This is a genomic window from Paenibacillus sp. HGF5, assembly GCF_000204455.1.
GTDB lineage: Bacteria > Bacillota > Bacilli > Paenibacillales > Paenibacillaceae > Paenibacillus_AQ > Paenibacillus_AQ lautus_A.
The window spans coordinates 1-25,516 of sequence record NZ_AEXS01000001.1; the positions used below are offsets into that span (position 1 = coordinate 1).

The window sequence follows — 25,516 nt, forward strand, 5'->3', positions numbered from 1 at the left end:
AATCGGATGGGATTACCCCTATCCGCCGGCAGGCTACTTTGAATTTCCGTACATACATGAAGTCGATGTATTCAAAGTACCGGAATGGGCCAAAGAAGCCGTATTCTATCAAATCATGACGGAACGCTTTGCCAACGGGAACCCGGCCATCAGTCCTGACGGAACCGATGCCTGGGGCGGCAAGCCGGAGGTGGACAATTTCTTCGGCGGTGACCTGCAGGGCGTGCTGGATCATCTGGATGATCTGGTTGACCTGGGCATTAACGCCATTTATTTTACCCCCCTCTTCCTCTCTCCCTCCAATCATAAATACGACACGGTAGATTATAAGCAGGTGGATCCGCACTTTGGCGATAACGATCTGTTGAAAAAGGTAGTCGATACCTGCCACGCGAAAGGCATTCGGGTGATTCTGGATGCGGTATTCAATCACTGCAGCGAGGAGTTCCCGCCCTTTCAGGACGTCCTGAAGCATGGCGAGAAGTCCAAATATGCCGGGTGGTTTCATGTGAACCGGTTTCCTTGCGAGATCAAGGACGGCATACCGACATACGACACCTTCGGCTTCTTCGGAAACATGCCGAAATTCAATACCGCCAATCCCGAAGTCAAGGCGTATTTACTGGGCGTCGCCGAGTATTGGATTAAGGAGATCAAGCTTGACGGCTGGCGTCTGGATGTTGCGAATGAAATCGACCATCATTTCTGGCGGGATTTCAGACAGGTTGTCAAGAAGGCGAACCCCGAGGCTTACATCGTGGGCGAGGTTTGGTCCGACTCGTTGATCTGGCTGCAAGGCGACCAGTTCGATTCCGTGATGAATTACCCTTTTGCCGATAAGGTGCTGGAGTTTTTCAACGGCAATATGGACGGGCTCACCTTCGCCAACCGTATCGGCTCGATCCTGATGCGTTATCCGCAGCAGACCAACGAAGTTGTCTTCAACCTGCTTTGCAGCCACGATACGCCCAGGCTGCTTACGCGCGTGGGAGAAGATATCCGGCGCATGAAACTCACCGTCGTATTCCTGTTCACCTTCATGGGCACGCCGTGCATCTTTTACGGGGATGAAATCGGCTTGACCGGGGATGGAGACCCGGATTGCCGCAAATGCATGGAATGGGATCCCAGGAAGCGAAACCAGGAGCTGTATGCATTTTATCAAGGCATGATTGCGCTGCGGAAAGAGCATAAGGCCTTGCGGCAAGGTCGCTTCCGCTTCTTGCAGGCGAATCTTCATGATCCTTGCATCGTGTACGAACGTGCCGACGAAACCATGCATTTTATCGTCTGGATCAACAACAGCGACTCGAAGCGTACCCTATCGCATCCCATCGTCACGACCGATTGGATCGATGCCGAAACCGAAGAGCCTGTAAAACCGGTAAACGGTACGATGCATATCGATTTGGAACCGTACGCGTATCGCATTTTATGCCGGGAATTGAAACATTAGCTTAGATCATATTCAGACAGCGCAGGGGTGCCCGGATAGCTTGTTATTCCTATGCTATCCGGGCACCCCTGCGTCTTGAAAGCCATGGTTATTATCGGCTGGTGATCTGATGATAGATTTCCTGATATTCCTTCGCCGAAACGTTCCAGCTGTAATCCCCGCCCAGAGCGTTCTTGCTCACTTTACGCCAGTGCTCGGGCATACGATATATGGAGGTCGCGCGGCGGATGGTGTTCATCATGTCATGTGCATTGTAATCCTTGAAGGAGAAGCCGTTCCCTTCGCCCGTATACTCGTTGTATGCCTGAACCGTATCGTTCAGTCCGCCCGTTTCTCGGACAATGGGTACGCTGCCGTACCGCATGGCGATCAGCTGGCTGATGCCGCACGGCTCGAATTTGGAAGGCATCAGGAACAGATCGCTGCCGGCATAAAAACGCCGCGATAACGGCTCATTGAACCGGATCTGGGCCGACATTTTGGTGGGATAGCGATTTGCCGCTTCCCTGAACCAATGCTCATAGGAAGGATCTCCCGTTCCCAGGACAACGAATTGAATCTCGTCATAGTAGAGCAGCTCATCCAGAATGCGGATAACCAAATCGAGTCCTTTCGAATCGACCAATCGCGTAACCATTGACATCAACGGAATATGCGGCGCCACGGGAAGATTCAGCTCTTCTTGTAAGGCGATTTTGTTCTGCGTTTTTTTGTTCAGTCCGCTCCGGAACTTCATGGCGAGATGCGGATCTGTCGCCGGATTGTAGCTTTTGGTATCAATGCCGTTCACAATCCCGCTCAATCTCGAGCCTTGGGCCGACAGAAGTCCGTCAAGTCCGTATCCGTAATAACCTGTCTGGATTTCCGTGGCATAGGTTGGGCTGACCGTCGTTACGTGATCCGCGTAAACGATGCCCGCTTTCATGAAATTCACGTTTCCGTAATACTCCACGCCTTCGGCCGTGAAATGCCGGCTGTGAATGCCAAGCAGATCAACCAGCACCTCGTACGGATATACGCCCTGATACAACAGATTATGGATCGTGAACACGGTTCGAATCCCCGCATAGAAGGGATCATGTCGATAGACGTCTTCAAGAAGCAGCGGAATCATGGCGGTATGCCAGTCGTGACAGTGAAGCACATCCGGCTGGAATCCGATTACCGGCAGAACCTCAAGCACGGCACGGTTGAAGAAAGAGAAGCGTTCGCCATCGTCCATGTAACCATAAATGCCGTCTCTGCCAAAATAGTACTCATTATCCACGAAATAGATCGTTACGCCGTCTTCCACCACGGACTCGATGCCGCAATATTGCTCGCGCCAGCCTACCCGCACCCGGGTTTCTCCCACATGCTCCATTCGCTCTCTGTATTCTTCCGGAATGCCGCGATATTTCGGCAGCACGACTCGAATATCCTCGCCCATGCCGCGCAGGGATTTAGGCAAAGCAGCGATCACATCCGCCAGTCCGCCTGTCTTAATGTATGGTCCGCATTCCGAAGCTGCAAATAACAATTTCAATCCTGCTTCCCCCTTTTGCTCCGTTTCGTTTTTTGTTCAGTTTTCTCTCTTGCCGCTGCCGCCTTCAGCGACGCGTCCGATCGATCTTGCGATTTCCTCGATCGAGGCGGCTTTTTCTTTAAAACAACCATGCCTAATGGAGGCAGCTTGATCTCCAGGCTGTGGGTTTGGCCATGCCAGGTCTTCTTCTCCGCTTTCATCTCACCGTCGTTCAGCAGTCCTGAGCCTCCGTAATCGGCATGATCGGAATTCAGAATTTCCACATATTGCCCCGCTCTCGGCAAACCGATCCGATATTGGTCATATGCCTTTGGCTGAAAATTAATGACGATGATCAGCGTATCGCCGGGCTTGGTGCCCATTCTCATATACGATACGACACTCTGCTCATGATCATCGGCGCTGAGCCATTCAAAGCCTTCCCATCGGTGATCCTGCTCCCATAGCGCCTTTTCATCCACGTACATGCGGTTTAGAGCTGCCGTATATGCCAACTGCTTGCGGTGGCTTTCATAGTCCAGCAGCAGCCAGTCGAGCTGCTCCTGATCCTTCCATTCGATAAACTGGCCGAACTCTCCCCCCATGAACAGCAGGTTCTTCCCGGGCTGGGTGATCTGGTATCCAAGCAAAATCCGCAGTCCCGAAAATTTTTGTTCATAGCTTCCCGGCATTTTATTAAGCAGCGATTTCTTTCCATGGACGACTTCATCGTGTGAAAGCGGCAATGTAAAATTCTCCGAATAGGCATAACAAATGGGAAATGTCAGTAAATTATGATGGGTAGGCCGCTGATCGAACTCTTGTTCAATATAAGACAGCGTGTCGTTCATCCAGCCCATATTCCATTTGTAATTGAAACCAAGACCCCCTTCATGCACAGGTGCCGTAACCCCCGCCCATGCGCTCGACTCCTCGGCCATCATCAAAGCATTCGGGTAATATCGAAACACGGCTTTATTCAATTCCTGCAGAAAGGATATCGCCTCAAGGTTTTCCAAGCCTCCGTGCTCGTTAAGGCTGTACTGACCCTCACGCTTCTCAAAATCAAGACGGATCATGCTCGTCACGGCATCAACGCGAAGACCATCAATATGATACATATCCATCCAAAATAAGGCATTGGAGATGAGGAATGAAATTACCTCCGGCTTGGCATAATCGAAAGACAATGTTCCCCAGCCCGGTTTCTCGGCTTTTTGGGGGTCTTCATATTCATAAAGAGGCGCCCCGTCAAACTGCCGAAGCCCGTGGGCATCCTTGGCAAAATGTGCGGGCACCCAGTCGAGCAGCACGCCGATGCCGGCTTGGTGCAGCTGGTCGACGAGATACATGAAATCATGGGGGGTTCCGTATCTGCTCGTCAGCGCATAAAATCCGGTGCCCTGATAGCCCCACGAAAGATCGTAGGGATGCTCCGCCAAGGGCATAAATTCTACGTGGGTATAACTCATTTCCTGCAAATAAGGAATCAGCTGATCGGCCAATTCCCGATATGTAAAGAACGAACCGTCCTCTTTTTGCCGCCAGGTTCCGAAGTGCATTTCATAAATGTTCACCGGCTTGGCATATGGGGATTTGTTATTCCTTCTCCATGCGGCATCATTCCAGCTATATCCTGAGAGGTCGGTCACCACCGATGCCGTCGCAGGCCGTACTTCGGCATGAAATGCATAAGGATCGGCCTTTAGGAACGTTTCTCCGAAGGGCCCCGTGATCTGATATTTGTAAAAAGTTCCAGTCTCCATCCCAGGGAAAAACCGACTCCAAATTCCCGAATCGGGCATCCTATATAACGGGTCTTGGGAACCATCCCAGCCGTTCCAGTCTCCGGCAAGTCCTACCTGCCTGGCATTCGGAGCCCACACCGTAAAACGCACGCCCTCTTCTCCTTCTTCTGCGGCAAGGTGTGCACCCATACATTGGTAACTGTGAAACCAGGTTCCTTCATGAAATAAATACACTTGTTCCGGAGTCATGTTTCCTTCCCTAACTGCTTGGTTCAATCGTCGTCACCTGCTTTTTCTTAAAAATCCAATATTATTAATGCTATTACCCCATTCTAACCAGGTTGAAAATAAAAAATGTCCCTGAAAAATAATTTTGTAATTTTCAAATTACTTTTTCAATATAATCGTTTCAAACCCCGGGAATGTCGTTTATGTAATGAACAACGTGAAAATACATTGGGAGGGAAACGTGATGAAGAAAAAAGACTGTATTGCTATGCTTCTGGCGGGTGGAGAAGGTAAACGATTGGCTCCCCTTACGTCCAGGCTGGCAAAACCCGCCGTTCCGTTTGGCGGACATTATCGTATAATCGATTTTCCTCTCAGCAATTGTGTAAACTCCGGAATCGATACGGTTGGAGTGCTTACGCAATATGAGGCAGAATCATTACACGAACATATCGGCGAAGGCGAACCCTGGGGATTAACACATACAGGACGTGAAGGCATTGCCCTTCTTCCATCCAACAGCACACATCAAGACGGGTACTTGGGAACGGCAGATGCCATTTATAAAAACATTCAATACATCGATGATCAAAATCCAGAGCATGTGCTCATCTTATCCGGGGACCACATTTACCAGATGGATTATCGGGAAATGCTTGAAGCCCATATGAAGCAAGGGGCTCCTGCCACGATCTCCGTGATGGAAGTGCCTTGGGAAGACGCCAGCCGATTTGGCGTCATGAGCGTTGACGATAATCTCAATATCATTGAATTTGCCGAAAAACCGGCAGAACCGCAAAGCAATCTTGCCTCCATGGGCATTTATTTGTTCCGTTGGGACTATCTGAAGCAGCACCTGATCGAAGATGCGTCTGACCCGAACTCCAGCCATGATTTCGGAAAGGACGTCATCCCTAAGATGCTGTCCGGAGAAGAGTCGCTGCTAGCATTCCGCTTTCAGGGCTACTGGCGCGATGTCGGCACCGTAGAAAGCCTCTGGGAAGCCCATATGGATGTGCTTAGCCAAAATGAGCTCGTCCTGGAGAGAGCCGATTGGCCTATGTATACGCGTGCTTGGAAAACCAAGCTGTCGGCAGCACGGACCCGAAATGTGGAGCATACGGACTGCCTGATTCATGATCAATGCACCTTCGAAGGAAAAGCCAAAAGCTCCGTCATCTTCTGCGGATCAGAAATCGGCAAATACTCCATCGTGAAGGATAGCGTAGTCATGCCGAACGCCAGAATCGGCAAAGGCGTCCATATCGAGCACGCCATCATCGGGGAAGGTGCAATGATCAAGGACGGAGCCGTTGTGAAAGGGGCCCCCGGCAATGTCGTGGTTGTAGGACCGTATGAGACGGTGCTTCCGAAACCAACGGTTCGTACCCAGCCGGCCCGGCTCCTTCAGGATGTATACGAAAAAGGACGCTTGCGTGCAAATGTCTCTTCATCCTGAACGAATGTCATGAACAGAATAGAGCTCTGAGAACTTCTTTCAGGCCTTTAACACAAAAAAGCGATCCGCTACGGATCGCTTTTTCTCATGTATCGTGCCCTGCTGACTTTGCGCATGCGACGGAGGTTCAAACTTTAAGATCAAGAAACAAAATTCTTTTCATATAAATTCACGATGCGACCGCCCATATCCTGCTCGGCCACGAATTGAAATCCCTGACGCTGGTAAAATCGATTCAGCGTTGGCAAATGGGATACGCAATCCAATCGGAAGCCCCGTTTCCCTTTGGAAACCAAATACGATTCCGCAAAGGAAATCATTTTGTTCCCAAGCTCCAGCCCCCGATAAGCGAAGCGTACGGTCAGACGATGCAAGTAACCGTAGGACGGATCGTCCCGCTTCCCCCAGTAGTCAGGATCCCCGTACTGCAGCGTAAACATGCCGGCCGCCTTGTCTTCATGCCACAGGATGAAGACTTCACGCTCTTCCAGGTACTGTTTCATTAGGTCCAGGGAAAAAAGCGAGGGACTCCACTGCTTGCGCCCTTGCTGCTCCATCACCTCGGCCGCCTCCGTTAGAAGCGCCAGCATCTCTCCTGCGTGCACGGCTTCTGCCCGTCGTAGTTCAAACCGCCCCTGCTCCGTTGAAAACATCGCTGCGGATTCCACTCCTGTACTCCCTCCTCAATAAAAACACCCCACAAAGTGGAGCCTATGCTCCGATCTTTATTCCAATTACTTTGCGGGGACCCCCAAAACATACCCCACAAAGTGGAGCCTATGCTCCGATCTTTATTCCAATTACTTTGCGGGGACCCCAAAAACAATACCCCACAAAGTGGAGCCTATGCTCCGATCTTTATTCCAAATACTTTGCGGGTGTAAAGTTGAGAAAAGCTTTGCCGGTAATCCGGCAAAGCTTAGGCCATCGGCCCGGCTGCGTCTTCCTCACCGTTCTCCAACCCGCCGGCCATCGGTATTTTCCCCTCAGGCAGCGGCAGCTTGACGATCACGGCTGTTCCGTGCCCGAGCTCGCTTTCCATTTCCATCGTGCCCCCGTGAAGCTCAACGAGCTGCTGCGTGATCGCTAATCCCAGTCCCGTTCCCCCGTTAAGAGGATTCACCTGGAAGAACCGATCCTTTACCCGCCGAAGATGCTCGTCCGAGATGCCGATCCCGTGATCTTGTACGGTAACGATAACAAACTTCTCTTCCATCGCGAAGGACAGGTTGATTACCCCGTTCTCATGCGAGAATTTAACCGCGTTGTCCACGATATTGAGGAATACCTGCTTCAAGCGGTTGACATCCCCATAGATAATCGGCTTCTCGTCGGACTCCAGTTTGATCTGAACGCCCTTCTTCTCGGCTTTCGTCCACAGATTGAGCATGATCTCTTGCAGCAGCTCCCGTAAATTCACGATGCCCTTCACCAGCTTCATCTCATTCTGCTGGAGCTTGGAGAAATCCAGCAGCTCTTCGACAAGGCCGATCAACCGATCGGTTTCCTTGGAGATGATCTGCATTCCGATTTTCGTTTCTTCCGGATCGTAGCCGCCGGAGTCAAGCGTTTCGCTCCAGCCCTTGATGCTTGTGAGCGGCGTTCGCAGCTCATGCGAGATCGAGGAGATAAAGTCATCCTTCACCTGATTGCTTCGCACAATCTCCTGCGCCATGTAGTTCAAGGTCGACGAAAGCTCGCCTAGCTCGTATTTGTAATCGCCCTTGATCCGTACGTTGAACTTGCCTTTGGCCATCTGAGCGGACACCGTGGTAATGTTGTTGAGCGGCTTTACGATGGAATTGGCCAGCCCAATGCTGAAAGCAAGCACGATCGCCAGAACGGCCGCCCCAATGCTGACGGCAAACAGCGTCATTTTCATCAGCTTGTCGTTTACGTATTCCAGCGAAGTCACGTAACGGAGAATATACGTATTTTCAAAACCGTTCGAAACGGACTGGGACACCGCCATCACGATCTGGCCCGTCCCTTGCTGTTTGCCGATCCATCGGCTCGTATTGCCTGCAAGCGCTTGGGTGACATCGCTGGTCTTGATGGTCTGCTCTATTTCGAAGCCGGTCGAAGTTGAGAGTACTTGACCAGCCGGGTTCAAAATTTGAAGCTCCGTATTATACAGTTCAAAATGGCGAACCATCTCGCTCAGCTGATTGACGTTGTCCGACGAGGTCAGTCGAAAGGGCTGATAGAAATCGTTGGCGGTACGGATATGGTTCACCACATGGTTGTACACCGTATCGTAATAATACGATCGTAAAGCGATTAGAAAAATAACCTCAATCAGCAGCAAGGCGATGAACACTACCAGGAAGTAGTGCAGCACGATTTGCCGCCGAATGCCTTTTTTGATGATCATTGTCCCTGACCCTTCCATTTATAGCCGTGTCCCCATACCGTCTGGAGGTATTCCGGCTCGGAAGGATTGCCTTCGATTTTTTGGCGCAGTCTCCGAATGTTCACGTCCACGATTTTGGGATCGCCCATATATTCTTTGCCCCATACGTGATCAAGCAGCACATCACGGCTAAGCGGCGTGTTTTCTTTTTCCAGGAAGAACTGGACCAGCGAGAACTCCGTAGGCGTCAGCTCCACCGGCTGCCCGTTCTTCTTGAATTGCTTGGAAATCAGATCCAGCGTGAACGGGCCCGATTGAAAGGATACCTTGGCTGCACCCGCACGCTGAACGTTCACCCTGCGCAGAAGGGATTGCAGCCGGGCGATCAGTTCCGTCGGGCTGAACGGTTTGCTTACGTGGTCATCCGCTCCGACGGATAGGGCATACACTTTGTCCTGCTCCTGGACTTTTGCCGTTAGGAAAATAATGCCGATCCGCTCGTTCGTTTCCCGGATTCTGCGGCATACTTCAAAGCCGTCGATTCCCGGAACCATGACGTCGAGCAAGGCGATATCGATGTCTGGCGTCGTTTGCAGCAAGCGAAGGGCCTCATTGCCGTTCTCGGTCTCCAGCACCTCAAAGCCGTTCCGTTTCAGATTAATTACGATAAAACTGCGAATGGATTCTTCATCTTCTAATATGAGCACTTTACTCAAGGTCTAGTTCCCCTTTCTTTCGATAGGAGCCACATTGTTGCTGCTTGGCTTTTTATCTTTTTTACTCAATTTCAGATCGCCATGGCTTCGATAAGCGATGACGCGGTTTTTCTCCTTCACCAAGATCTCCCAATCGGATTCGGCTTTTCCCCACTGGGCCGTGGAGAAAAACTTGATTTCTGCGACGGACTCTCCCGTGTCGGTCATGACAAAATTCAGATAAGCATTTTTGTTGGATTCCGGCGTAATGGTAATTTTATTGTACATATCCGGCGGAAAATCCAGATAGAAGCGATTATTCATATCGTAGTATCTTTGGAGCACGAATTGAAGCCCTTCTACTTCGTTGCTCTCCCGGACCTCTCCGTCCCACTGGAAGTACGTGGTGAAGAACGGGATTTCGTCCAGGATCAGCCGATCTTCCCAGCCGCTTGGCCTTGTAAGCACACCAAACTCTAAAATGCCGTCATCGTTCACGTCCTCGCTCTCGACCGGCAGTTCCTTGTACGTAAGCAGTTCATCCTGGAGCACGTCAATAAACTTGTTGTCCTCCATGATAATGAGCTTGGAATAGGAAGAGTTGGACACGACCGAAGCATCCAAGATGATACCTTCTTTGTTTTTGGCCACTTTACCTGCGACAACATTGTAATAACTTTCGATATTTGGTCCCAAATCCAGTTTGTTCAGCTCAACGAAAGCATCCTCGAATTTGTCGTATTGATAGGTGCTGATATACGACAGCTCCTTCTGCTGAAGGTATACCACCGTAATATCCTTGACCTTGTCGCCATTCATGTCTCCGATATTGAAGTGCGTATACGGCAAAGCCGGGATTTTTTCGAGCGAATCCCCGGAGAATGAATACACGGCCAGCAGGTTCTGAAGATTCTCTTCACCGCGGGAGAAACCGGCTACGATGTCAACCTTGCCATCGTTCGTAAAATCAACGAAATCAAATGACTCCAAAACCGTCCCTTCTCCGTCGAAATCGAGGCTCTTCACCCAGGTATCACCCTGCTGCTGCATGATCATGCCGTGGATTTTCACCTCTTCATCCGGCGTCTGATAGAAGACGACGGCTTCCATAACGCCGTCGTTGTCGAGGTCATGAATTCGGATCGAACTGCTGTCGACGTCGCTTCGCGGCCGAATGATAGCGCCGTTGTCCAGTTTGATCTTCTGGAGCGCGGACTGGATAGCGCCGTTCAGCGTCGCTTTGTCCGTCGGCAGATCCGGTCGCTTCATTAAAGACACCGGATCCTGAATAAAGGTACAGCCGCTTATGATAAATAGTAACAAGCCGGCCAAGAGGGCTTGCATCACTCTATATTTCAATAAGTATCAACTCATTTCTATGCTTTCGCCTTGCGTCAAGTGATCGATAATTACAGTCTTGACTTCTCGCCATGGGTTAAACGTCTTCCGGTCACATCCACTACCAGCTGGCCGCCCGACAGCCCCATGATTCGGGTGCAGTATTTCTCCGCAAGCTCCAACGGGATGACGGTAAATACCGTCAGCCGCTCTTCCTCGCACAAGGTTTTTAGCGTCTTCAAAACATGCTCGGCAGAGGCCGGATCGAGTCCCGTGACAGGCTCGTCCGCCAAAATCACCTTAGCGCCGTGAACGAGCGCTCGGGCAATGGCAATCCGCTGCTTCTCGCCGCCGCTCAGCTCGCCGGCCTTGCGTTTTGCCTTGTCCAGCAAACCCAGGTGCTCGATCGTATCCATGGCTCCCATATAATCATCAGACCGGACCATCCCGGTAACCATCCGCCACAGCGGCGTTTGGCTGGATTGCCCGATCAATACATTCTTAAGCGCCGTTCGATTTACGTTTAGGGAAGGATTCTGCTCGAGATAAGCCCATTCCCGTCGAATTCTTCGTTTTCCGGCGGGATTCATCATATCTTCGCCGTCAATCGTCAGTTTGCCGCCGTCCCATTTTTGCTGCATTGAGAGACAGCTCATCAGCAAACTTTTACCGCTTCCGCTCGCACCGATCAGACCGATCATTTCCCCGTGTTCCATCTGAAATGTGATATCCTTTAACACCGGTGTACGTTCAGGACCCATCGTTTTCTTCAGCCGATCCACTTTAATCATGTTATCGTCTCTCCCGTCAAGTGCATATTCCTACTCTCTAGTTTAGAAGAAAGCGAAAGCAATTGCCATGAGAACGCATGTTTCTATTTCTCGGGTGAAACGCTGTTGCCTTTGAACCATAAACCCGTGCACGCAAACAGAATATACAAGCCGCCGAGCAAAACGAAGATTCCCCCGTTCCACCCGGTTTCCATGATAGCGCCGCCCGCATTCGGCCCTGCGATACTGCCGGCATTGAAATGAAAGGAAGCCACGACGTTGGCCGCCGGCAGCAGAACCCTGGGAAGGATGTCCGCGGCATAGGCCAGACCGAGGGAGAAGAAAGAACCGACCAAACCGCCGGCCATCGTCAGTAATAGTAAGGTTGCCCAGAAATTCGTTCCAGCTACCGGAATCAGCAGGAAACAGCAGCCCCCCACGATCCCCGCGATCGTCAGCACCCGCTTGCGTCCGAATTTATCGCTCCAAATGCCGAGGGGAAGCTGCAGCAGGAGTCCGCCGATGCCGACAAATGGCAGCAATGTCGAAATTTCGCCTAAAGTGAACCCGCTTCTTAACCCATAGACCGGGAAATTGCTGTTAATCCCCGCTTCCATGTATCCGTACAAAAACGCGGGAATCAAAGCAAACCAGGCCAGCCGGTAGCTTTTGAGATAGCGGCCGGCCGGCTGCTGCTCTCCTTGCTCGCTTTTTTCCGGCTTCAAATTCGGAAGTTTGAATAGAACGACCAGCAGAATGAACAAGAACAGCACAGCCAGAATCAAAAACGGTACCGCTTCGCCGTATTTCAGAAGAGGAATGCCGAGCGGCCCTATACTAAATCCCAGACCGTAGGACATGCCGTAAAAGGAAATGCTCCGCCCCCGGTTCTTCACGGTTGACATCATCAGCACCCACAGCTGGGCGGCATAATGCAGCGCGCTATCGCCGATGCCCACAAGCACCCGCAGTACAAACCAGACGGCTACGCTCGGAATCAACGGGAAAGCGACCAGCGACAGCATCACCAGCACGAGACCCGATACGATCAGTTTTTTGAAACCGACCCAGCCGAGAAGCCGTTCCGCTACCAGCGTCATGGCAAATGAGCCTACATATAAAGCAGCCGCGTTCAATCCGTTCATGGAGGATGAGATGCCCATCCGTTCCAAAAAAATAGCCAGCACCGGCAATAGCAGTCCCTGGCTTAAACCAGCCGCAACCACGACGGCAATTAAAATAAAATAATGAGTTCTCCCTTGACGGGGGGTAACAGCTTCTGTCACTGAAATATAGTCCTCCTCTAAAATGAAAAAACGATGAATTTAAACAGCCAAATGAACATTATAGTGGACAAGCCCAATCGATACAAGCCATAATAATAACAATGCCATCAATTGGGAGGGTATCCGTTCATGAAATATAAAGTTAGTATCGATGTATCCATGGTTTATGAGCTGCTGGGCAGCTTCATGATATATGCAACAAGGAAATGGACCGATAACCTGGATATTGGAAAACAGCTGATAACGGAGATGGATGAGCGTTTGCCGCAGCCTGTACGTGTCCAGTTCAGTGGAGCCCGCTCATGGCCGCTCGCGGATTACGATGTCTTATACGCTCTGATCATGCTTCGAGGAGAGCATCGGGAAATCCCTGATTTTCTAGGCTGGATCGAATCTTCCCCGGTGGAGGAGCTTCATAGCCTGCTTCAGCCTCACTTGCCGTCCCTCACGCGGGATGAAACGTCCAGAATTCGAGAAAACTACACACCGTTGATGAAGCTCTGGTATGAGCACTACTTTTCCGAAGTGGAGCCTGACCTGTACCCTCTTCTGGAGGAAGATGCCGAGGAGAAACGAATGCTGCTTCCGAAAATGGACGACGAAAATCTGATCGAATATGCTTCCAGCGGAGTCATTCTGGATAACGTGCCGCAAGAAAACGTGGTCTTGTTCCCGGGTACGCATTTTCGTCCGATCAATACCTATTGCTTCTATGATAATGTACTCCTGCTGCAGTACCCTATTGATATACCGGAAGAAGACGAGGATGAGCCGCCCGTCGTTCTCCTGCGCATGACCGAGGCTCTCGCGGATCCGGAACGTCTGCGTCTGCTGAGATATATTGCGGATGAGCCGAAGGCCGTGTCCGAAATGGCGTCCGAATTGGGACAGCCCTATGAGCAATTGATGCACCACCTGATGATCTTGAGGGCGGCAGGCCTGCTGCGCTCCCATCTGAAATCCGAAAATAACGAAAGATTCAGCCTGCGGCCGGATGGTGCGGCCGAGCTGCAAATGTTCCTGGAGACTTACATTCGACTTTCCTAGCATGAAGGAGCGTACCATGAGTAAAACATCACAGCATATTATCTTCGACATGGATGATACATTAATACATTGCAACAAGTATTTCGACCTGATTCTCGGCGATTATTTCGAATGGATGACCGAATGGTTTCAGCCGTATGGAGTAACCACCCAAGAAGTCCGAGCCAAGCAAATGGAAATCGACGTAGCCGGCATCGACAAGCTGGGATTCGCGAGCGCGAACTTCCCCCAGTCCCTGATCGATACATACCATTTTTTCGGCCGAATTCACGGGAGAGATAGCTCGCCTAAGGAAGAGGAGCTTCTCTACCAGTTGGGTCTCAGCGTATACGAGCAGGAGATTGAAGCCTACCCCGGCATGGTCGAAACGCTGGAGAAGCTTCAAGAGGACGGCCACTGCCTCTATCTCTATACCGGAGGCGAAACCAGAATACAGAAGCGAAAAATCGAACAGATGAAGCTGGCGGACTATTTTAAAGACCGGATTTATATCCGCCAGCATAAAAACATCACGGCGCTTGAGGAGATTCTCGGCATGGGGTCGTTCGTCCGCTCTCATACGTGGATGATCGGCAACTCGCTCCGCACGGATGTCGTTCCGGCATTGACGGCCGGCATTAACAGCATCTACATCAAGCAGCAGCGCGAGTGGCAGTATAATCTGGTCGAGCTGAAGCAAGAGCCGCATAATGTGCTCTATACCGTTTCGGCGTTGACCGAAGTGCCGGAAGTCATTGAAGAGCATTTAACTTAATCGAATTGACAACGAGCCGATCCTGGAGTAATATCCCGGATCGGCTCGTTATTTTGGCGTAACCCTCGACGTCTTACGATTTCACGGCCGCGCTGGAGTCCACGGCTTGAACGGCCAGTTGCCCGTTACCGCCCGCCGCAAGGACAAGCCTGCCCTTATACGTGCTGCCGTCTTCGTTCTTAAAGGATAACACTTGGGTCTTTCCCTGAAGCAGCAAGGATTTCAGCATCGCATGAGAAATTTGTTTACCGGCAAATTCCTTCCAGATGACATAACTGCAGCCGGTTTTGAAATTCGCGCAGCCGTAACCTTTGCGTCCTTCAATAATTTGCCCGTCACATCCGGGTCTTGGGCAGCGCCCCAAGGGAGATCGTACGGACGGCGCTTCATTTGAAGCGGCAGGTGCTGATTTCGGAGTGGGCTTGCTCGTGCGCTCATCCTTCGCTTTCGAGGCTGGGGCCGCTTTAGACGCGCTTCGCTTCCCTCTTCCTTTGGACTTGTCCTCATCTCCGCCGAAAAGCGACGAAGGCGCCGGACGCTGCGAGGATACCTTGTTGATGATCGAAACGGTGAACTTCTGCACGTTTTGCATGAATACGTCAGCAGAAGCTTCGCCTTTGGAGATCTGGTGGAGGCGCCGCTCCCATTGGCCTGTCATCTCGGGCGAAGCCAGCAATTCGACGCCGGCATGCCGGATCAGCTCCACCGCCGTTCTTCCTTTTTGCGTTACGGTGATTTTTTTGCCCTGCATCGTGATATATCCGACCTTTTTCAAACGCTCGATGGTGGCTGCCCGGGTTGCCGGCGTTCCAAGACCGCTATCCTTCATCGCATCCCGAAGCGCTTCATCCTCAATGGACTTACCGGCGCTTTCCATGGCCTTCAACAGCGTGCCTTCCGTATAACTTTTTGGCGGCTGGGTAGCCTTTTCCTTCACTTCGGATTTTTTGCATTGCACCGGCTTGTCGGGAGTAAGGTCAAAGGAACGGTCGTTCCATTCCTGGTTCTCCTCTTCCTCGTCCTCTTTCCCCTTCTTGGAAGATTTGGATTTCTTCTTCTCCGTATCCTGGGCAATCAACACCTTCCATCCAAGCGACAAAAGCTCCTTGATTCCCGTCTTGAATGTTTCCCCCTCGACCTCGGTGAGCACCGTATGCTGCTTGTACATGGCCGGAGGATAAAAATGCGACAGAAACCGGGTGATGACCAGATCGTAGATATGCTGCTCTTCCTTGCTGAGCGTGCCCGGCCGCTTTAATGTCGGCAGAATGGCATGGTGATCCTCAACCCGCTGCGGATTGCATACCGCTTTGTTGTTGACGTGCACCCGGCTCGGATCCGCTCCTGCGGCCATTGATGCATACGAGGTCGATTTGAGCATATGAAGGGCCTTGTGCATGCCTTCGATATTCTGTTCATTCACATAGTTGGAGTTCGTACGCGGATAGGAAATCACCTTGTGGCGTTCATATAACGCTTGCGCAAGATCCAGCGTTTTTTTGGCAGAGTAACCGTACTTGGCATTGGCTTCACGCTGAAGCAGGGTCAAATCATACAATTTGAACGGATATTCCTTCGTTTCCTTCACTTCATATTTAGTAATGGTGCCGTTCTTTCCATGGACCTTGGCTGCAATCGTCTCTGCTTTCTCCTGCGAGGTCAGCCGCTCTCCCTGCCAGGTTCCCGTATACTCCAGCTGATCCTGCTTGAACAAAGCTTTCACGTCGTAGAACGTTTGCGATTCGAAGGCTTCGATCTCCTTCTGTCGGTCATAGATCAGTGCCAGCACCGGCGTCTGCACCCGGCCAACAGACAGCAACGTCTGGTGGCGGGTCGTAAAGGCACGCGACGCATTCATGCCGATCAACCAATCGGCTTCGCTGCGTGCGCGCGCAGCTTGCGTTAAATTCTCGAATTCAACGCCGTCCTTGAGCTCCGCAAAGCCGCGGCCAATGCTTTCCGGTGTTAAATCCGAGATCCATAGTCTTTTTACAGGCTGTTTCAGTTTTAATTGTTGTTGGATTAGTGCGAAAATATATTGTCCTTCTCGTCCCGCATCGCAGGCATTCACGATATGGCTGCAGCGCTTGGCTACCTCTCCAATGACCTTCAGCTGATCCTTGGTTTTCGGATTCGGGATGATTTTGAATTGCTCCGGAATGATAGGCAGGTCCCGTAGATTCCAGCGTTTGTACTTCGGATCATATGCATCCGGCTCCGCCAGCCCAACCAGATGTCCGATAGCCCAAGTTATGATGTATTGCTCACCTTCAAGATATGTACGGTTGTTCTTGGCCCGCGGCTCGATGACCGCAGCGATATTCCGTCCCATATCCGGCTTTTCGGCAATGACCAACGTTTTCAAATGACATTCTCCTCCCCGATGAGCAGCCTGGCGCGGAGGCTAACTCCAAAAAGGACTTCGCTCTCGCGAAGTCCCTTTAACTACTATATTCATGATAGCATATTTAGGAGAAGGATTAAACCAGTACGGTCGCTCCCATCAGATATTTGTCTACCTCGCGTGCCACCTCGCGGCCTTCATTGATCGCCCACACAACAAGGCTTTGTCCGCGGCGCATGTCGCCGGCTGCAAATACTTTATCCACATTCGTCGTATATTTGCCATACGGCGCTTTAACATTGGAACGACGGTCCGTTTCAAGTCCAAGCTGTTCTACCAGCGTCTGCTCCGGTCCGTCAAAACCGATCGCGATAAACGCCATTTGCGCCGGAAACGCTTTTTCCGTGCCTGGAATCGGCTGATACACTTTACGGCCGGTTTCATCTACTATGCGCTCGATTTGAACGGTATGAAGCTCTTTCAGATTCCCTTCATCATCCCCGACGAATTTCGTAGTCATGATGGAGAATTCCCGCGGATCGTTGCCAAACAGCGCTTTGGCTTCCTCATGGGCGTAATCCAGTGTATACACGTTCGGGAATTGCGGCCAAGGGTTCGCAATCGGATCGCGCTGCAGCGGAGCCTGTTTATGCGTACCGAACTGGGTAACGCTGCTGCAGCCGTGACGCAGCGCTGTCGCCACGCAGTCGGAGCCGGTGTCGCCGCCGCCGATGACGATAACGTCCTTGTCTTTTGCCGACAAGTAGTTGCCGTCTTCAAGACCGGAATCCAGCAGGCTCTTGATCGTTCCGTTCAGGTAATCCATCGCGTAATGAATGCCCTTGAGATCACTGCCCTCAATGTTGAATTCGCGCGGCTTTGTTGCACCGCCGCAGAGTACGACGGCATCATAATCTTCCATCAGCTGCTTGGCGGGAATATCCTTGCCGATCTCGGTGTTCACAACAAATTCGACGCCTTCCGCCGCGAGCAGATCGACACGGCGCTGCACGATGCCCTTGTCCAGCTTCATGGATGGTATCCCGTAGGTCAACAAGCCGCCAATGCGGTCCGCACGCTCGTAGACGGTGACGGAATGGCCCGCTTTGTTCAGCTGTGCTGCTGCCGCCAGTCCTGCCGGACCGGAACCGACAACGGCCACGCGTCTTCCCGTGCGCTTCTCGGGCGGCTCCGGAACGACCCAGCCTTCCTCAAAGCCTTTGTCGATAATCGCCTGCTCGATGGATTTGATCGTAACCGGCTCCCCGATCAAGCCGACGGTACAAGAACCCTCGCAAGGAGCTGGACATACGCGTCCGGTAAACTCAGGGAAATTGTTCGTTTTGTGGAGACGCTCCAGAGCTTCTCTCCACAAGCCCCGATATACAAGATTGTTCCACTCCGGGATCAAGTTGTGGATCGGGCAGCCCGATGTGCCGCCGATCATATCAATTCCTGTATGGCAGTATGGCGTACCGCAGTCCATGCAGCGTGCTCCCTGGGTCTGGAGCTCATCTTCTTCTAAATGTTTATGAAACTCTTCCCAGTCTTTAACTCGTTCAGCCGGGCTCCGGTCTGCCGGAAGCTGGCGCTGATATTCCATAAATCCTGTTGGTGTAGACATACTGCTTTACCCCCATCCGTTCTATCCATGCTGATTACCATGTACAATTTATCATATCATAAATCATCCGACATCTATCGTCAGATGAGCCAAGAAACAGGTTTCAGCCTGATTTATTTTTTCTATTTATGCTAAAAAAATTTTTATCAAAGCATGAACCCCCACTACTCGCGGCTATTTAAGCAGGCATTTGCATAAACATTAGAAATATAGTAGCATTTCGCTTTTCGCCTGTTAAATGGACTATATGCATGATCATTTGTATTATCCTACTATGAAAGCATTGTCAACATGGACGGAAGGCAGTAAGTCTATCCCTACGAATCGTGCCATCAAGCAGTTATTTCCGTTCAAACGTAACGAAACGGTAGGCATACGGATTTTTTTCGTCCGTGATGCCGGGAACCTCTTCGACGATCTTCCATTCATCCCAGTTCACTTCGGGAAAGTACGTATCCCCTTCAAAGCTCTCGTCAATGAACGTGCAGTACAGACGATCCGCCTTCGGCAGCATCAATTCATAAATCTGCGATCCGCCAATAACCATCAGTTCCTCGTTCTTCGAATAGGGTAGCGCGTTCTCGATGTCATGGATCACGATGCCCTGATCCTCCGTCAACGTAAAGCTCTCATCCCTCGTCAGCACGATGTTCTTTCGGTGAGGCAGCGGCTTGCCGCCAAAGGAATCCCAAGTCTTGCGCCCCATCAGGATCGTTTTATGGAGGGTTTTCTCCTTGAAGAAGGCCATATCCCGCGGTAAGCGCCACGGCATCGTGCCGTTCAGCCCGATCACCTGATCCTTGCCCATTGCCCATATCATCGATATCATACACCGTCTCTCCTTCCATTGATCTTATGGATGTCACCGCATGGAGCCTCCATAACCCAATTTATACTTATACGGCTACCGTCGCCTTAATGGTCGGATGGTATTGATAACCCTCAAATTCAAAATCCTCGAACGTATAATCAAAAATGCTGTCCGGCTTGCGCTTGATCACCAGCTTCGGCAGCGCATACGGTTCACGTTCAAGCTGCGTTCTAACCTGCTCCATATGGTTGGAATAGATATGGACATCGCCGCCCGACCAGATGAATTCACCCGGCTCCAGGTCGCACTGCTGGGCAACCATATGGGTTAGCAGCGCATAACTGGCAATGTTGAACGGCAGCCCGAGGAAGCTGTCCACCGAGCGCATGGTAAGCATGCAGGAAAGCTTCCCGCCCGCCACGTAGAATTGGAATACAAAATGGCACGGAGGCAGCTTCATGTTATCAATCTCCGCCACGTTCCAGGCACTGACGATATGGCGTCTGGAGTCGGGATTATTCTTAATCGAATCGATGACACCCGCAATCTGATCGATATGGCGTCCATCCGGCGTTTCCCATGCCCGCCATTGCGAGCCGTAGACAGGTCCCAAATCCCCGTTTTCATCCGCCCATTCGTCCCATATTCGCACGCCGTTCTCTTTTAGGTACCGGATATTCGTTTCACCGCTCAAGAACCACAGAAGCTCATGTACGACCGATTTCAGGTGAATCCGCTTGGTTGTCACTAGCGGAAACCCTTGGGATAGGTCAAAACGCAGCTGTCTTCCGAATACGGACAACGTTCCCGTTCCCGTCCGGTCTCCCTTCTCTACGCCATGATCCAGTATGTCCTGCAGCAGCTCCAAATATTGTTTCATCTCATAGTCACCTCACTAAAATCTCATATCCTCAGTCTACCATGTTCACGGAATGATTGGGATGCTTAAAATAACCCTGCCCGAAAGAGGGCGGATATCCGTTGGCATATCTACATAAAAAAAACAGGAGGCAGAAACCGCCTGCGCGTTCTCTGCCTCCTGGCTGAATATATAATGACTCGAAAATTCGTCTTCGGATTAACGGGCAATGATGTGGATCGGATGACCCATTACCAATTCCGCTGCTTCCATTACGATCTCTCCCAGCGTCGGATGCGCATGGATGGTCAAAGCTACATCTTCAAGCGTAGCGCCCATCTCAATAGCAAGGCCGAGCTCGGCAATCAGGTTGGAAGCTTCCAGACCCACGATTTGCGCTCCGAGAATAAGCCCTGTTCCCTCTTCGGCCACGATTTTCACGAAGCCTTCCGGATGGTTCAAGGATACGGAACGTCCGTTGCCTGCGTAAGGGAATTTGCCAGCTTTTACTTTATGGCCTTTTTCCTTCGCTTGAGCTTCGGTGTAACCTACGCTGGAGCATTCAGGATCCGTGAACACAACGGCCGGGATACATTTGTAATCCACGACGGACGGCATTCCGGAGATCGCTTCAGCAGCCACTTTACCTTCGTAGGAAGCTTTGTGTGCAAGCGCAAGACCGGACACGATATCCCCGATCGCGAAGATATGAGGAATGCTGGTGCGTCCTTGATGGTCGACTTTCACGAATCCGCGCTCATCCATATCAAGGCCGATCAGGTCCAGACCAAGCTCTCCGTCCGTGTTCGGACGACGGCCAACCGTAACCAGCAGGTAATCTGCTGTTACTTCTTTGGTTTCGCCATTCACGGAGTATTTCACGGTAACTTCTTTATCGTTTTGCTCAGCACTTTCAGCTTTAGCGCCTGTGATAATTTCGATACCGGTTTTCTTCATGTTCTTGGTTACGAGGCTTGTCATGTCTTTGTCAAAGCCAGCCAGAACGCTGTCCAGACCTTCGATGATCGTTACTTTGGAACCGAATTTGGAGTACATTTGACCCAGCTCGGCACCGATGTAGCCGCCACCGATGACAATCATGCTCTTCGGTACTTCAGGCAGGTTCAATGCTTCGGTGGAAGACAAGATGCGTCCGCCAAACGGGAATGGCTTCAGTTCGATTGGACGGGAACCTGTAGCAATGATGCAGTTCTTGAAGCGGTAACGCGGAGATTCATGATCATTGAACACACGCGCTTCGTTTTCGTTGATGAACATGCACTCGCCGTTGAAAACTTCCACTTTGTTGCCTTTCAGCAAACCGGCTACGCCGCCGGTCATTTTTTTGACAACGCCGTTTTTGAATTCCTGTGTTTTCGCGAAATCAACCGTTACGTTCTCCACGGAAATACCGAAAGCATCGGCATGCTTAGCGGATTCGAACTGATGAGCTGCAGCGATCAAAGCCTTGGAAGGAATACAACCACGGTTCAAGCAAACGCCGCCGAGTTCCGATTTATCAACGATCAGAACCTTTTGACCCAGTTGGGCGGCACGAATCGCCGCCACATAACCACCAGGACCAGCACCAATGACTAGAGTATCAATATCTAAAGAAGCATCTCCAACTACCATTAGTTACACCTCCATAACAAGCAGCTCAGGGTTAGCGAGCAGTTGTTTAATATAGTTCATAAAGTTTTGAGCCGTTGCGCCGTCGATGATACGGTGGTCAAAGCTCAAGGACAATGCCATAACAGGTGCTGCTACAATCTCGCCGTTCTTCACAACCGCTTTTTCGCTGATGCGGCCGGTACCGAGGATAGCAACCTCTGGGAAGTTAATGATTGGTGTAAAGAACATGCCGCCTGCGGAACCGATGTTCGTGATGGAAATCGTGCTGCCCTTCATTTCGTTAGGAGCCAGTTTGCCCTCACGGCCGCGTGCAGCCAGATCACGGATGCTGTCAGCGATCATCCAGATGCTCTTACGATCCGCATCTTTGATAACCGGTACGATCAGACCGTTATCTGTATCCGTGGCGATACCGATGTTGTAGTACTTCTTGTACACGATTTCGTTCGCTTCTTCGTCGATCATTGCGTTCAAAGCAGGGAATTGACGGCTTGCCGCAACAAGTGCTTTAACGATGAATGGCAGATACGTAACTTTCGTGCCCTTCTTCTCAGCGATCGGTTTCATGCGGGTACGGAACGCTACCAGCTCAGTTACGTCCACTTCGTCCATGATCGTAACGTGAGGAGCCGTGTAAGCCGATTTAACCATAGCATTCGAGATCGCTTTGCGGATACCTTTGAATGGTACGCGCTCTTCTTCTGCACGAGTGTCCACCGCTGCGGAAGCTGCTGCAGGAGCCGCTTTCGCTTCGGAAGCAGCTTCTTGCGCCGGAGCTGCTGCCGTTTGGCCGCCACCGTTCTTGAAGGCTTCTACATCTTCGCGAGTCACTTTTCCGTTGTTTCCGGAGCCTTGAATTTGTGCGATGTCAACGCCCTGCTCGCGAGCGAATTTGCGCACGCTTGGCGTAGCCAGAACTTCACGGTTAGGTGCTGCAGGCGTCGCTGCTTCGCCGTTTCCGCCTTGTTTAGCGTCAGCCGGAGCATCTTGAGCCGGGGAAGAAGTCGTATCTGCGCTGCCTTTCGCTGCGTCAGCTTCTTGAGCGGACTGCTCTTCGGCAGGGGCTTCTTGCTCAGGAATGTCGCCTTCAGCATCGATGATTGCAACCACTTCACCGACACGGCATACTTGACCGTCCTTGGCAAAAACTTCTTGAACCGTACCGTTCACGGGACAAGGAACTTCCACGACCGCCTTGTCGTTCTGTACTTCCATGATGATGTCGTCGTCTGTTACTTTGTCGCCCGGCTTGATATGCATTTTGATGATTTCACCTTCATGCAAACCTTCGCCCAGCTCTGGAAAACGATATTCAAATTTTGCCAACTGAAAAACCTCCCTAGAAATTGCTGCTATTAGAAATTCAATACTTTATTTACGGCATCAACGATACGCGCCGGAGTAGGCAACCAAGTGTCCTCGATTTGAGCGAATGGATACACGGTGTCTGGCGGCGTAACGCGAAGCACCGGTGCTTCCAGGTGCAGAATCGCTTTCTCGTTGATTTGAGCGATCACTTCTGCGGCTACGCCGGCAGATTTCTGCGCTTCTTGAACGACGATGGCACGGTTGGTTTTCTTAACCGAAGCCAGCACGGTATCGATGTCGATTGGAGAAATGGTGCGCAGGTCGATGATTTCAGCTTTGATTCCGTTCTTCTCAAGCTCGTCTGCCGCTTTCGTAGCAGTATGAACCATCAGGCCGTAAGCGATGATCGTAACGTCCGTTCCTTCGCGAACCACGTTAGCCTTGCCAAGCTCAACGGTGTAATCACCTTCAGGAACTTCAGCGCGGAACGCATGGTACAGGTTCAAGTGCTCCATGAAGAATACAGGGTCATTGTCGCGAATCGCTGCGATCATGAGTCCTTTTGCATCATAAGGATTGGAAGGTACTACAACTTTAATACCCGGGGTTTGCGTGATCAAACCTTCGAGTGCGTCGGTATGCAGCTCAGCCGCTTTAACCCCGCCGCCGAATGGTGTACGGAATACGATCGGGGAGTTGTAGCGTCCGCCGGAACGGTAACGCATGCGCGCTGCTTGAACGACGATTTGGTCGAGCGCCTCAAAGATAAATCCAACGAATTGAATTTCAGCGATCGGACGGAAGCCTTGAATACCGAGACCTACTGCCAAACCGCCGATAGCGGACTCTGCCAGCGGCGTATCGAATACGCGCTCTTCCCCGAATTCTTTTTGAAGGCCTTCCGTTACACGGAAAACACCGCCGACATTACCTACGTCTTCACCGAAGATGACAACGTTAGGGTCACGGCTCAATTCAACGCGCATGGCGTCGCGAATCGCTTCTTTCATGTTCATTTGTGCCATTGCTTCATTTCCTCCTTAAGAAATACAGTTCACTGTTCTTCCAGTGTGATGCCTTATAAGGCTATATATCGATGTTAAACGTTATTTAAAAACAAGACCTGATGCGCCCATGACAAACCGGATGATCATCCAGGATCCACCTTTGACAATCATCGGCCCGTCACTCTTATTGGAAATCGGCTTTCTGTTCTTCCAAATGCTTCGGCGTTTGCTCGAACATGCTGTCGATCAAACCAGGTACCGTCATTTTTTCCGTTTGTTCTGCTTTTTTGATTTGCTCGTTGACTTTCGCTTTCGCTTCTTCTTTCACGCGAGCTGTATCTTCTTCTGTCCAGAGGCCTTTGGCTTCCAGGTACTTCGCAAGACGCGCGATCGGATCCTTCTCGTTCCACTCGCCCTCTTCTTCCTTCGTACGATATTTCGTAGCGTCGTCAGACAAGGAATGCGGACGGAAACGGTATGTCACGGCTTCGATCAGCGTTGCGCCTTCACCGTTGCGGCCGCGCTCTGCAGCATCCTGAACCGCTTTGATCACGGCGAGAACGTCCATGCCGTCAACTTTAACGCCTTTGATGCCGGCTGCAACAGCTTTGTGCGCGATAGACAACGCTGCTGTCTGCTTGGAGAACGGAGTCGTAATTGCGTAGCCGTTGTTTTGCACGAAGAAGATGACCGGCAGTTTGTACACGCCTGCATAGTTCAGGCCTTCGTAGAAGTCGCCCTCGGAAGAGCCGCCGTCACCGGTATACGTAATAACCACTTGTTTTTGCTTCTTCAATTTGTAGCCCATAGCGATACCCATGGCATGCAGGATTTGCGCGCCGATGATGATCTGAGGCATCAATACATTAACGCCTTCGGGAATTTGTCCGCCATGCTGATGTCCGCGGGAATAAAGGAATGCTTGGTAAAGCGGAAGTCCATGCCATACGATTTGCGGCATATCGCGGTAGCCCGGGCAGATAAAGTCGTCTTTCTCAAGCGCAAACTCACTGCCTACCATCGTAGCTTCTTGACCGGATACAGGAGCGTAGAAACCGAGACGTCCTTGACGGCCGAGGTTTACGGCGCGGTCGTCCCAAGTACGGGTAAATACCATACGGTACATAATTTCTTTCAGTTGATCGTCCGACAATTCAGGCAGAAGATCTTTGTTTACGATTTTGCCATCCGGGGAAAGTACAGATAGAGTACCTACTTCCTCGGTATATACTTCATAAGGAACCTTGGTCATTTTTTTCACCTCAATAAATATTTGAATATCAAGTTCCG

Annotated in this window: 20 protein-coding genes; 4 read left to right on the plus strand and 16 right to left on the minus strand. The window is 51.1% G+C overall.

All coding sequences use genetic code 11. From position 1 onward, the window contains the following. On the plus strand, nucleotides 1-1,456 hold a 1,456-nt coding region (locus tag HMPREF9412_RS00005; RefSeq protein WP_009589193.1), incomplete at its 5' end, for a glycoside hydrolase family 13 protein. Nucleotides 1,457-1,547: 91 nt separating this feature from the next. Here HMPREF9412_RS00005 and glgA read toward each other — a convergent pair. Both glgA and glgB read right to left on the minus strand, forming a co-directional pair. Further along, entirely contained in the window at nucleotides 1,548-2,981 is a 1,434-nt protein-coding gene (glgA, locus tag HMPREF9412_RS00010) for a glycogen synthase GlgA (protein WP_009589190.1), read from the minus strand. Then, complete coding sequence (gene glgB, locus HMPREF9412_RS00015; RefSeq protein WP_009589184.1) at nucleotides 2,978-4,957, minus strand: 1,4-alpha-glucan branching protein GlgB; 1,980 nt, start codon at nucleotides 4,955-4,957, stop codon at nucleotides 2,978-2,980. Before glgB ends, glgA begins: the two co-directional genes overlap by 4 nt. A 223-nt stretch (nucleotides 4,958-5,180) precedes the next feature. Between glgB and HMPREF9412_RS00020 the strand changes: the two genes are divergently transcribed. Further along, a complete protein-coding gene (locus HMPREF9412_RS00020) occupies nucleotides 5,181-6,395 on the plus strand; it encodes a glucose-1-phosphate adenylyltransferase (RefSeq protein WP_009589186.1) in 1,215 nt (404 codons plus the stop codon). A 140-nt stretch (nucleotides 6,396-6,535) separates the two neighbouring features. Here HMPREF9412_RS00020 and HMPREF9412_RS00025 read toward each other — a convergent pair whose 3' ends face one another. From HMPREF9412_RS00025 to HMPREF9412_RS00050, 6 genes are all read right to left on the minus strand, one after another. Beyond that, nucleotides 6,536-7,063, minus strand: coding sequence for a GNAT family N-acetyltransferase (locus HMPREF9412_RS00025; RefSeq protein WP_009589196.1), 528 nt, complete (start codon nucleotides 7,061-7,063; stop codon nucleotides 6,536-6,538). Nucleotides 7,064-7,314: 251 nt separating this feature from the next. Next, nucleotides 7,315-8,769, minus strand: a complete 1,455-nt coding sequence (locus HMPREF9412_RS00030; RefSeq protein WP_009589187.1) for a sensor histidine kinase — start codon at nucleotides 8,767-8,769, stop codon at nucleotides 7,315-7,317. Next, nucleotides 8,766-9,464: a response regulator transcription factor gene (locus HMPREF9412_RS00035; RefSeq protein WP_009589197.1), complete on the minus strand. Its 699-nt coding sequence runs from the start codon at nucleotides 9,462-9,464 to the stop codon at nucleotides 8,766-8,768. Before HMPREF9412_RS00035 ends, HMPREF9412_RS00030 begins: the two co-directional genes overlap by 4 nt. Nucleotides 9,465-9,467: 3 nt before the next feature. After that, the gene (locus tag HMPREF9412_RS00040; RefSeq protein WP_139083827.1) at nucleotides 9,468-10,712 is read right to left on the minus strand and encodes a hypothetical protein; all 1,245 of its coding nucleotides are present in this window, start codon (nucleotides 10,710-10,712) and stop codon (nucleotides 9,468-9,470) included. Between the two features lie 140 nt (nucleotides 10,713-10,852). Then, entirely contained in the window at nucleotides 10,853-11,572 is a 720-nt protein-coding gene (locus HMPREF9412_RS00045) for a phosphonate ABC transporter ATP-binding protein (RefSeq protein WP_009589188.1), read from the minus strand. An 83-nt stretch (nucleotides 11,573-11,655) separates the two neighbouring features. Continuing rightward, nucleotides 11,656-12,837 carry an MFS transporter gene (locus HMPREF9412_RS00050; RefSeq protein ID WP_009589182.1) on the minus strand — a complete coding sequence of 394 codons (1,182 nt, stop codon included), beginning with the start codon at nucleotides 12,835-12,837 and terminating at the stop codon, nucleotides 11,656-11,658. A gap of 129 nt (nucleotides 12,838-12,966) precedes the next feature. Between HMPREF9412_RS00050 and HMPREF9412_RS00055 the strand changes: the two genes are divergently transcribed. After that, the gene (locus tag HMPREF9412_RS00055) at nucleotides 12,967-13,884 is read left to right on the plus strand and encodes an ArsR/SmtB family transcription factor (RefSeq protein WP_009589181.1); all 918 of its coding nucleotides are present in this window, start codon (nucleotides 12,967-12,969) and stop codon (nucleotides 13,882-13,884) included. 16 nt (nucleotides 13,885-13,900) lie between these two features. Then, nucleotides 13,901-14,638, plus strand: coding sequence for an HAD family hydrolase (locus HMPREF9412_RS00060; RefSeq protein ID WP_009589198.1), 738 nt, complete (start codon nucleotides 13,901-13,903; stop codon nucleotides 14,636-14,638). A 73-nt stretch (nucleotides 14,639-14,711) separates the two neighbouring features. Here the strand turns inward: HMPREF9412_RS00060 and HMPREF9412_RS00065 are convergent, their stop codons facing one another. The 8 genes from HMPREF9412_RS00065 to pdhA form a co-directional block, all read right to left on the minus strand. Then, nucleotides 14,712-17,003 carry a type IA DNA topoisomerase gene (locus HMPREF9412_RS00065; RefSeq protein ID WP_009589194.1) on the minus strand — a complete coding sequence of 764 codons (2,292 nt, stop codon included), beginning with the start codon at nucleotides 17,001-17,003 and terminating at the stop codon, nucleotides 14,712-14,714. A 115-nt stretch (nucleotides 17,004-17,118) separates the two neighbouring features. After that, nucleotides 17,119-18,606 carry a glutamate synthase subunit beta gene (locus tag HMPREF9412_RS00070; protein ID WP_009589191.1) on the minus strand — a complete coding sequence of 496 codons (1,488 nt, stop codon included), beginning with the start codon at nucleotides 18,604-18,606 and terminating at the stop codon, nucleotides 17,119-17,121. A 340-nt stretch (nucleotides 18,607-18,946) separates the two neighbouring features. Further along, nucleotides 18,947-19,435 (minus strand): dihydrofolate reductase, encoded by a 489-nt coding sequence (locus HMPREF9412_RS00075; RefSeq protein WP_009589199.1) that lies wholly within the window; start codon nucleotides 19,433-19,435, stop codon nucleotides 18,947-18,949. Between the two features lie 67 nt (nucleotides 19,436-19,502). Next, nucleotides 19,503-20,297: a thymidylate synthase gene (gene thyA, locus HMPREF9412_RS00080; protein WP_009589189.1), complete on the minus strand. Its 795-nt coding sequence runs from the start codon at nucleotides 20,295-20,297 to the stop codon at nucleotides 19,503-19,505. Nucleotides 20,298-20,495: 198 nt separating this feature from the next. Then, entirely contained in the window at nucleotides 20,496-21,911 is a 1,416-nt protein-coding gene (lpdA, locus tag HMPREF9412_RS00085; protein WP_009589200.1) for a dihydrolipoyl dehydrogenase, read from the minus strand. Between the two features lie 3 nt (nucleotides 21,912-21,914). After that, nucleotides 21,915-23,237 (minus strand): dihydrolipoamide acetyltransferase family protein, encoded by a 1,323-nt coding sequence (locus HMPREF9412_RS00090; protein WP_009589180.1) that lies wholly within the window; start codon nucleotides 23,235-23,237, stop codon nucleotides 21,915-21,917. A gap of 29 nt (nucleotides 23,238-23,266) precedes the next feature. Further along, nucleotides 23,267-24,244 (minus strand): alpha-ketoacid dehydrogenase subunit beta, encoded by a 978-nt coding sequence (locus HMPREF9412_RS00095; RefSeq protein WP_009589183.1) that lies wholly within the window; start codon nucleotides 24,242-24,244, stop codon nucleotides 23,267-23,269. A 166-nt stretch (nucleotides 24,245-24,410) separates the two neighbouring features. Continuing rightward, nucleotides 24,411-25,478 (minus strand): pyruvate dehydrogenase (acetyl-transferring) E1 component subunit alpha, encoded by a 1,068-nt coding sequence (gene pdhA, locus HMPREF9412_RS00100; protein ID WP_036665657.1) that lies wholly within the window; start codon nucleotides 25,476-25,478, stop codon nucleotides 24,411-24,413. Nucleotides 25,479-25,516: the final 38 nt, after the last annotated feature.

What these genes read in the sequence shown, in the direction of transcription:
- glgB (WP_009589184.1), bottom strand. Translation starts at nt 4,957, where the DNA reads ATGACTCCGGAACAAGTGTATTTATTTCATGAAGGAACCTGGTTTCAC.
- HMPREF9412_RS00020 (WP_009589186.1), top strand. Translation starts at nt 5,181, where the DNA reads ATGAAGAAAAAAGACTGTATTGCTATGCTTCTGGCGGGTGGAGAAGGT.
- HMPREF9412_RS00030 (WP_009589187.1), bottom strand. Translation starts at nt 8,769, where the DNA reads ATGATCATCAAAAAAGGCATTCGGCGGCAAATCGTGCTGCACTACTTC.
- HMPREF9412_RS00040 (WP_139083827.1), bottom strand. Translation starts at nt 10,712, where the DNA reads ATGAAGCGACCGGATCTGCCGACGGACAAAGCGACGCTGAACGGCGCT.
- HMPREF9412_RS00045 (WP_009589188.1), bottom strand. Translation starts at nt 11,572, where the DNA reads ATGATTAAAGTGGATCGGCTGAAGAAAACGATGGGTCCTGAACGTACA.
- HMPREF9412_RS00055 (WP_009589181.1), top strand. Translation starts at nt 12,967, where the DNA reads ATGAAATATAAAGTTAGTATCGATGTATCCATGGTTTATGAGCTGCTG.
- HMPREF9412_RS00060 (WP_009589198.1), top strand. Translation starts at nt 13,901, where the DNA reads ATGAGTAAAACATCACAGCATATTATCTTCGACATGGATGATACATTA.
- HMPREF9412_RS00070 (WP_009589191.1), bottom strand. Translation starts at nt 18,606, where the DNA reads ATGTCTACACCAACAGGATTTATGGAATATCAGCGCCAGCTTCCGGCA.
- HMPREF9412_RS00075 (WP_009589199.1), bottom strand. Translation starts at nt 19,435, where the DNA reads ATGATATCGATGATATGGGCAATGGGCAAGGATCAGGTGATCGGGCTG.
- thyA (WP_009589189.1), bottom strand. Translation starts at nt 20,297, where the DNA reads ATGAAACAATATTTGGAGCTGCTGCAGGACATACTGGATCATGGCGTA.
- lpdA (WP_009589200.1), bottom strand. Translation starts at nt 21,911, where the DNA reads ATGGTAGTTGGAGATGCTTCTTTAGATATTGATACTCTAGTCATTGGT.
- HMPREF9412_RS00095 (WP_009589183.1), bottom strand. Translation starts at nt 24,244, where the DNA reads ATGGCACAAATGAACATGAAAGAAGCGATTCGCGACGCCATGCGCGTT.
- pdhA (WP_036665657.1), bottom strand. Translation starts at nt 25,478, where the DNA reads ATGACCAAGGTTCCTTATGAAGTATATACCGAGGAAGTAGGTACTCTA.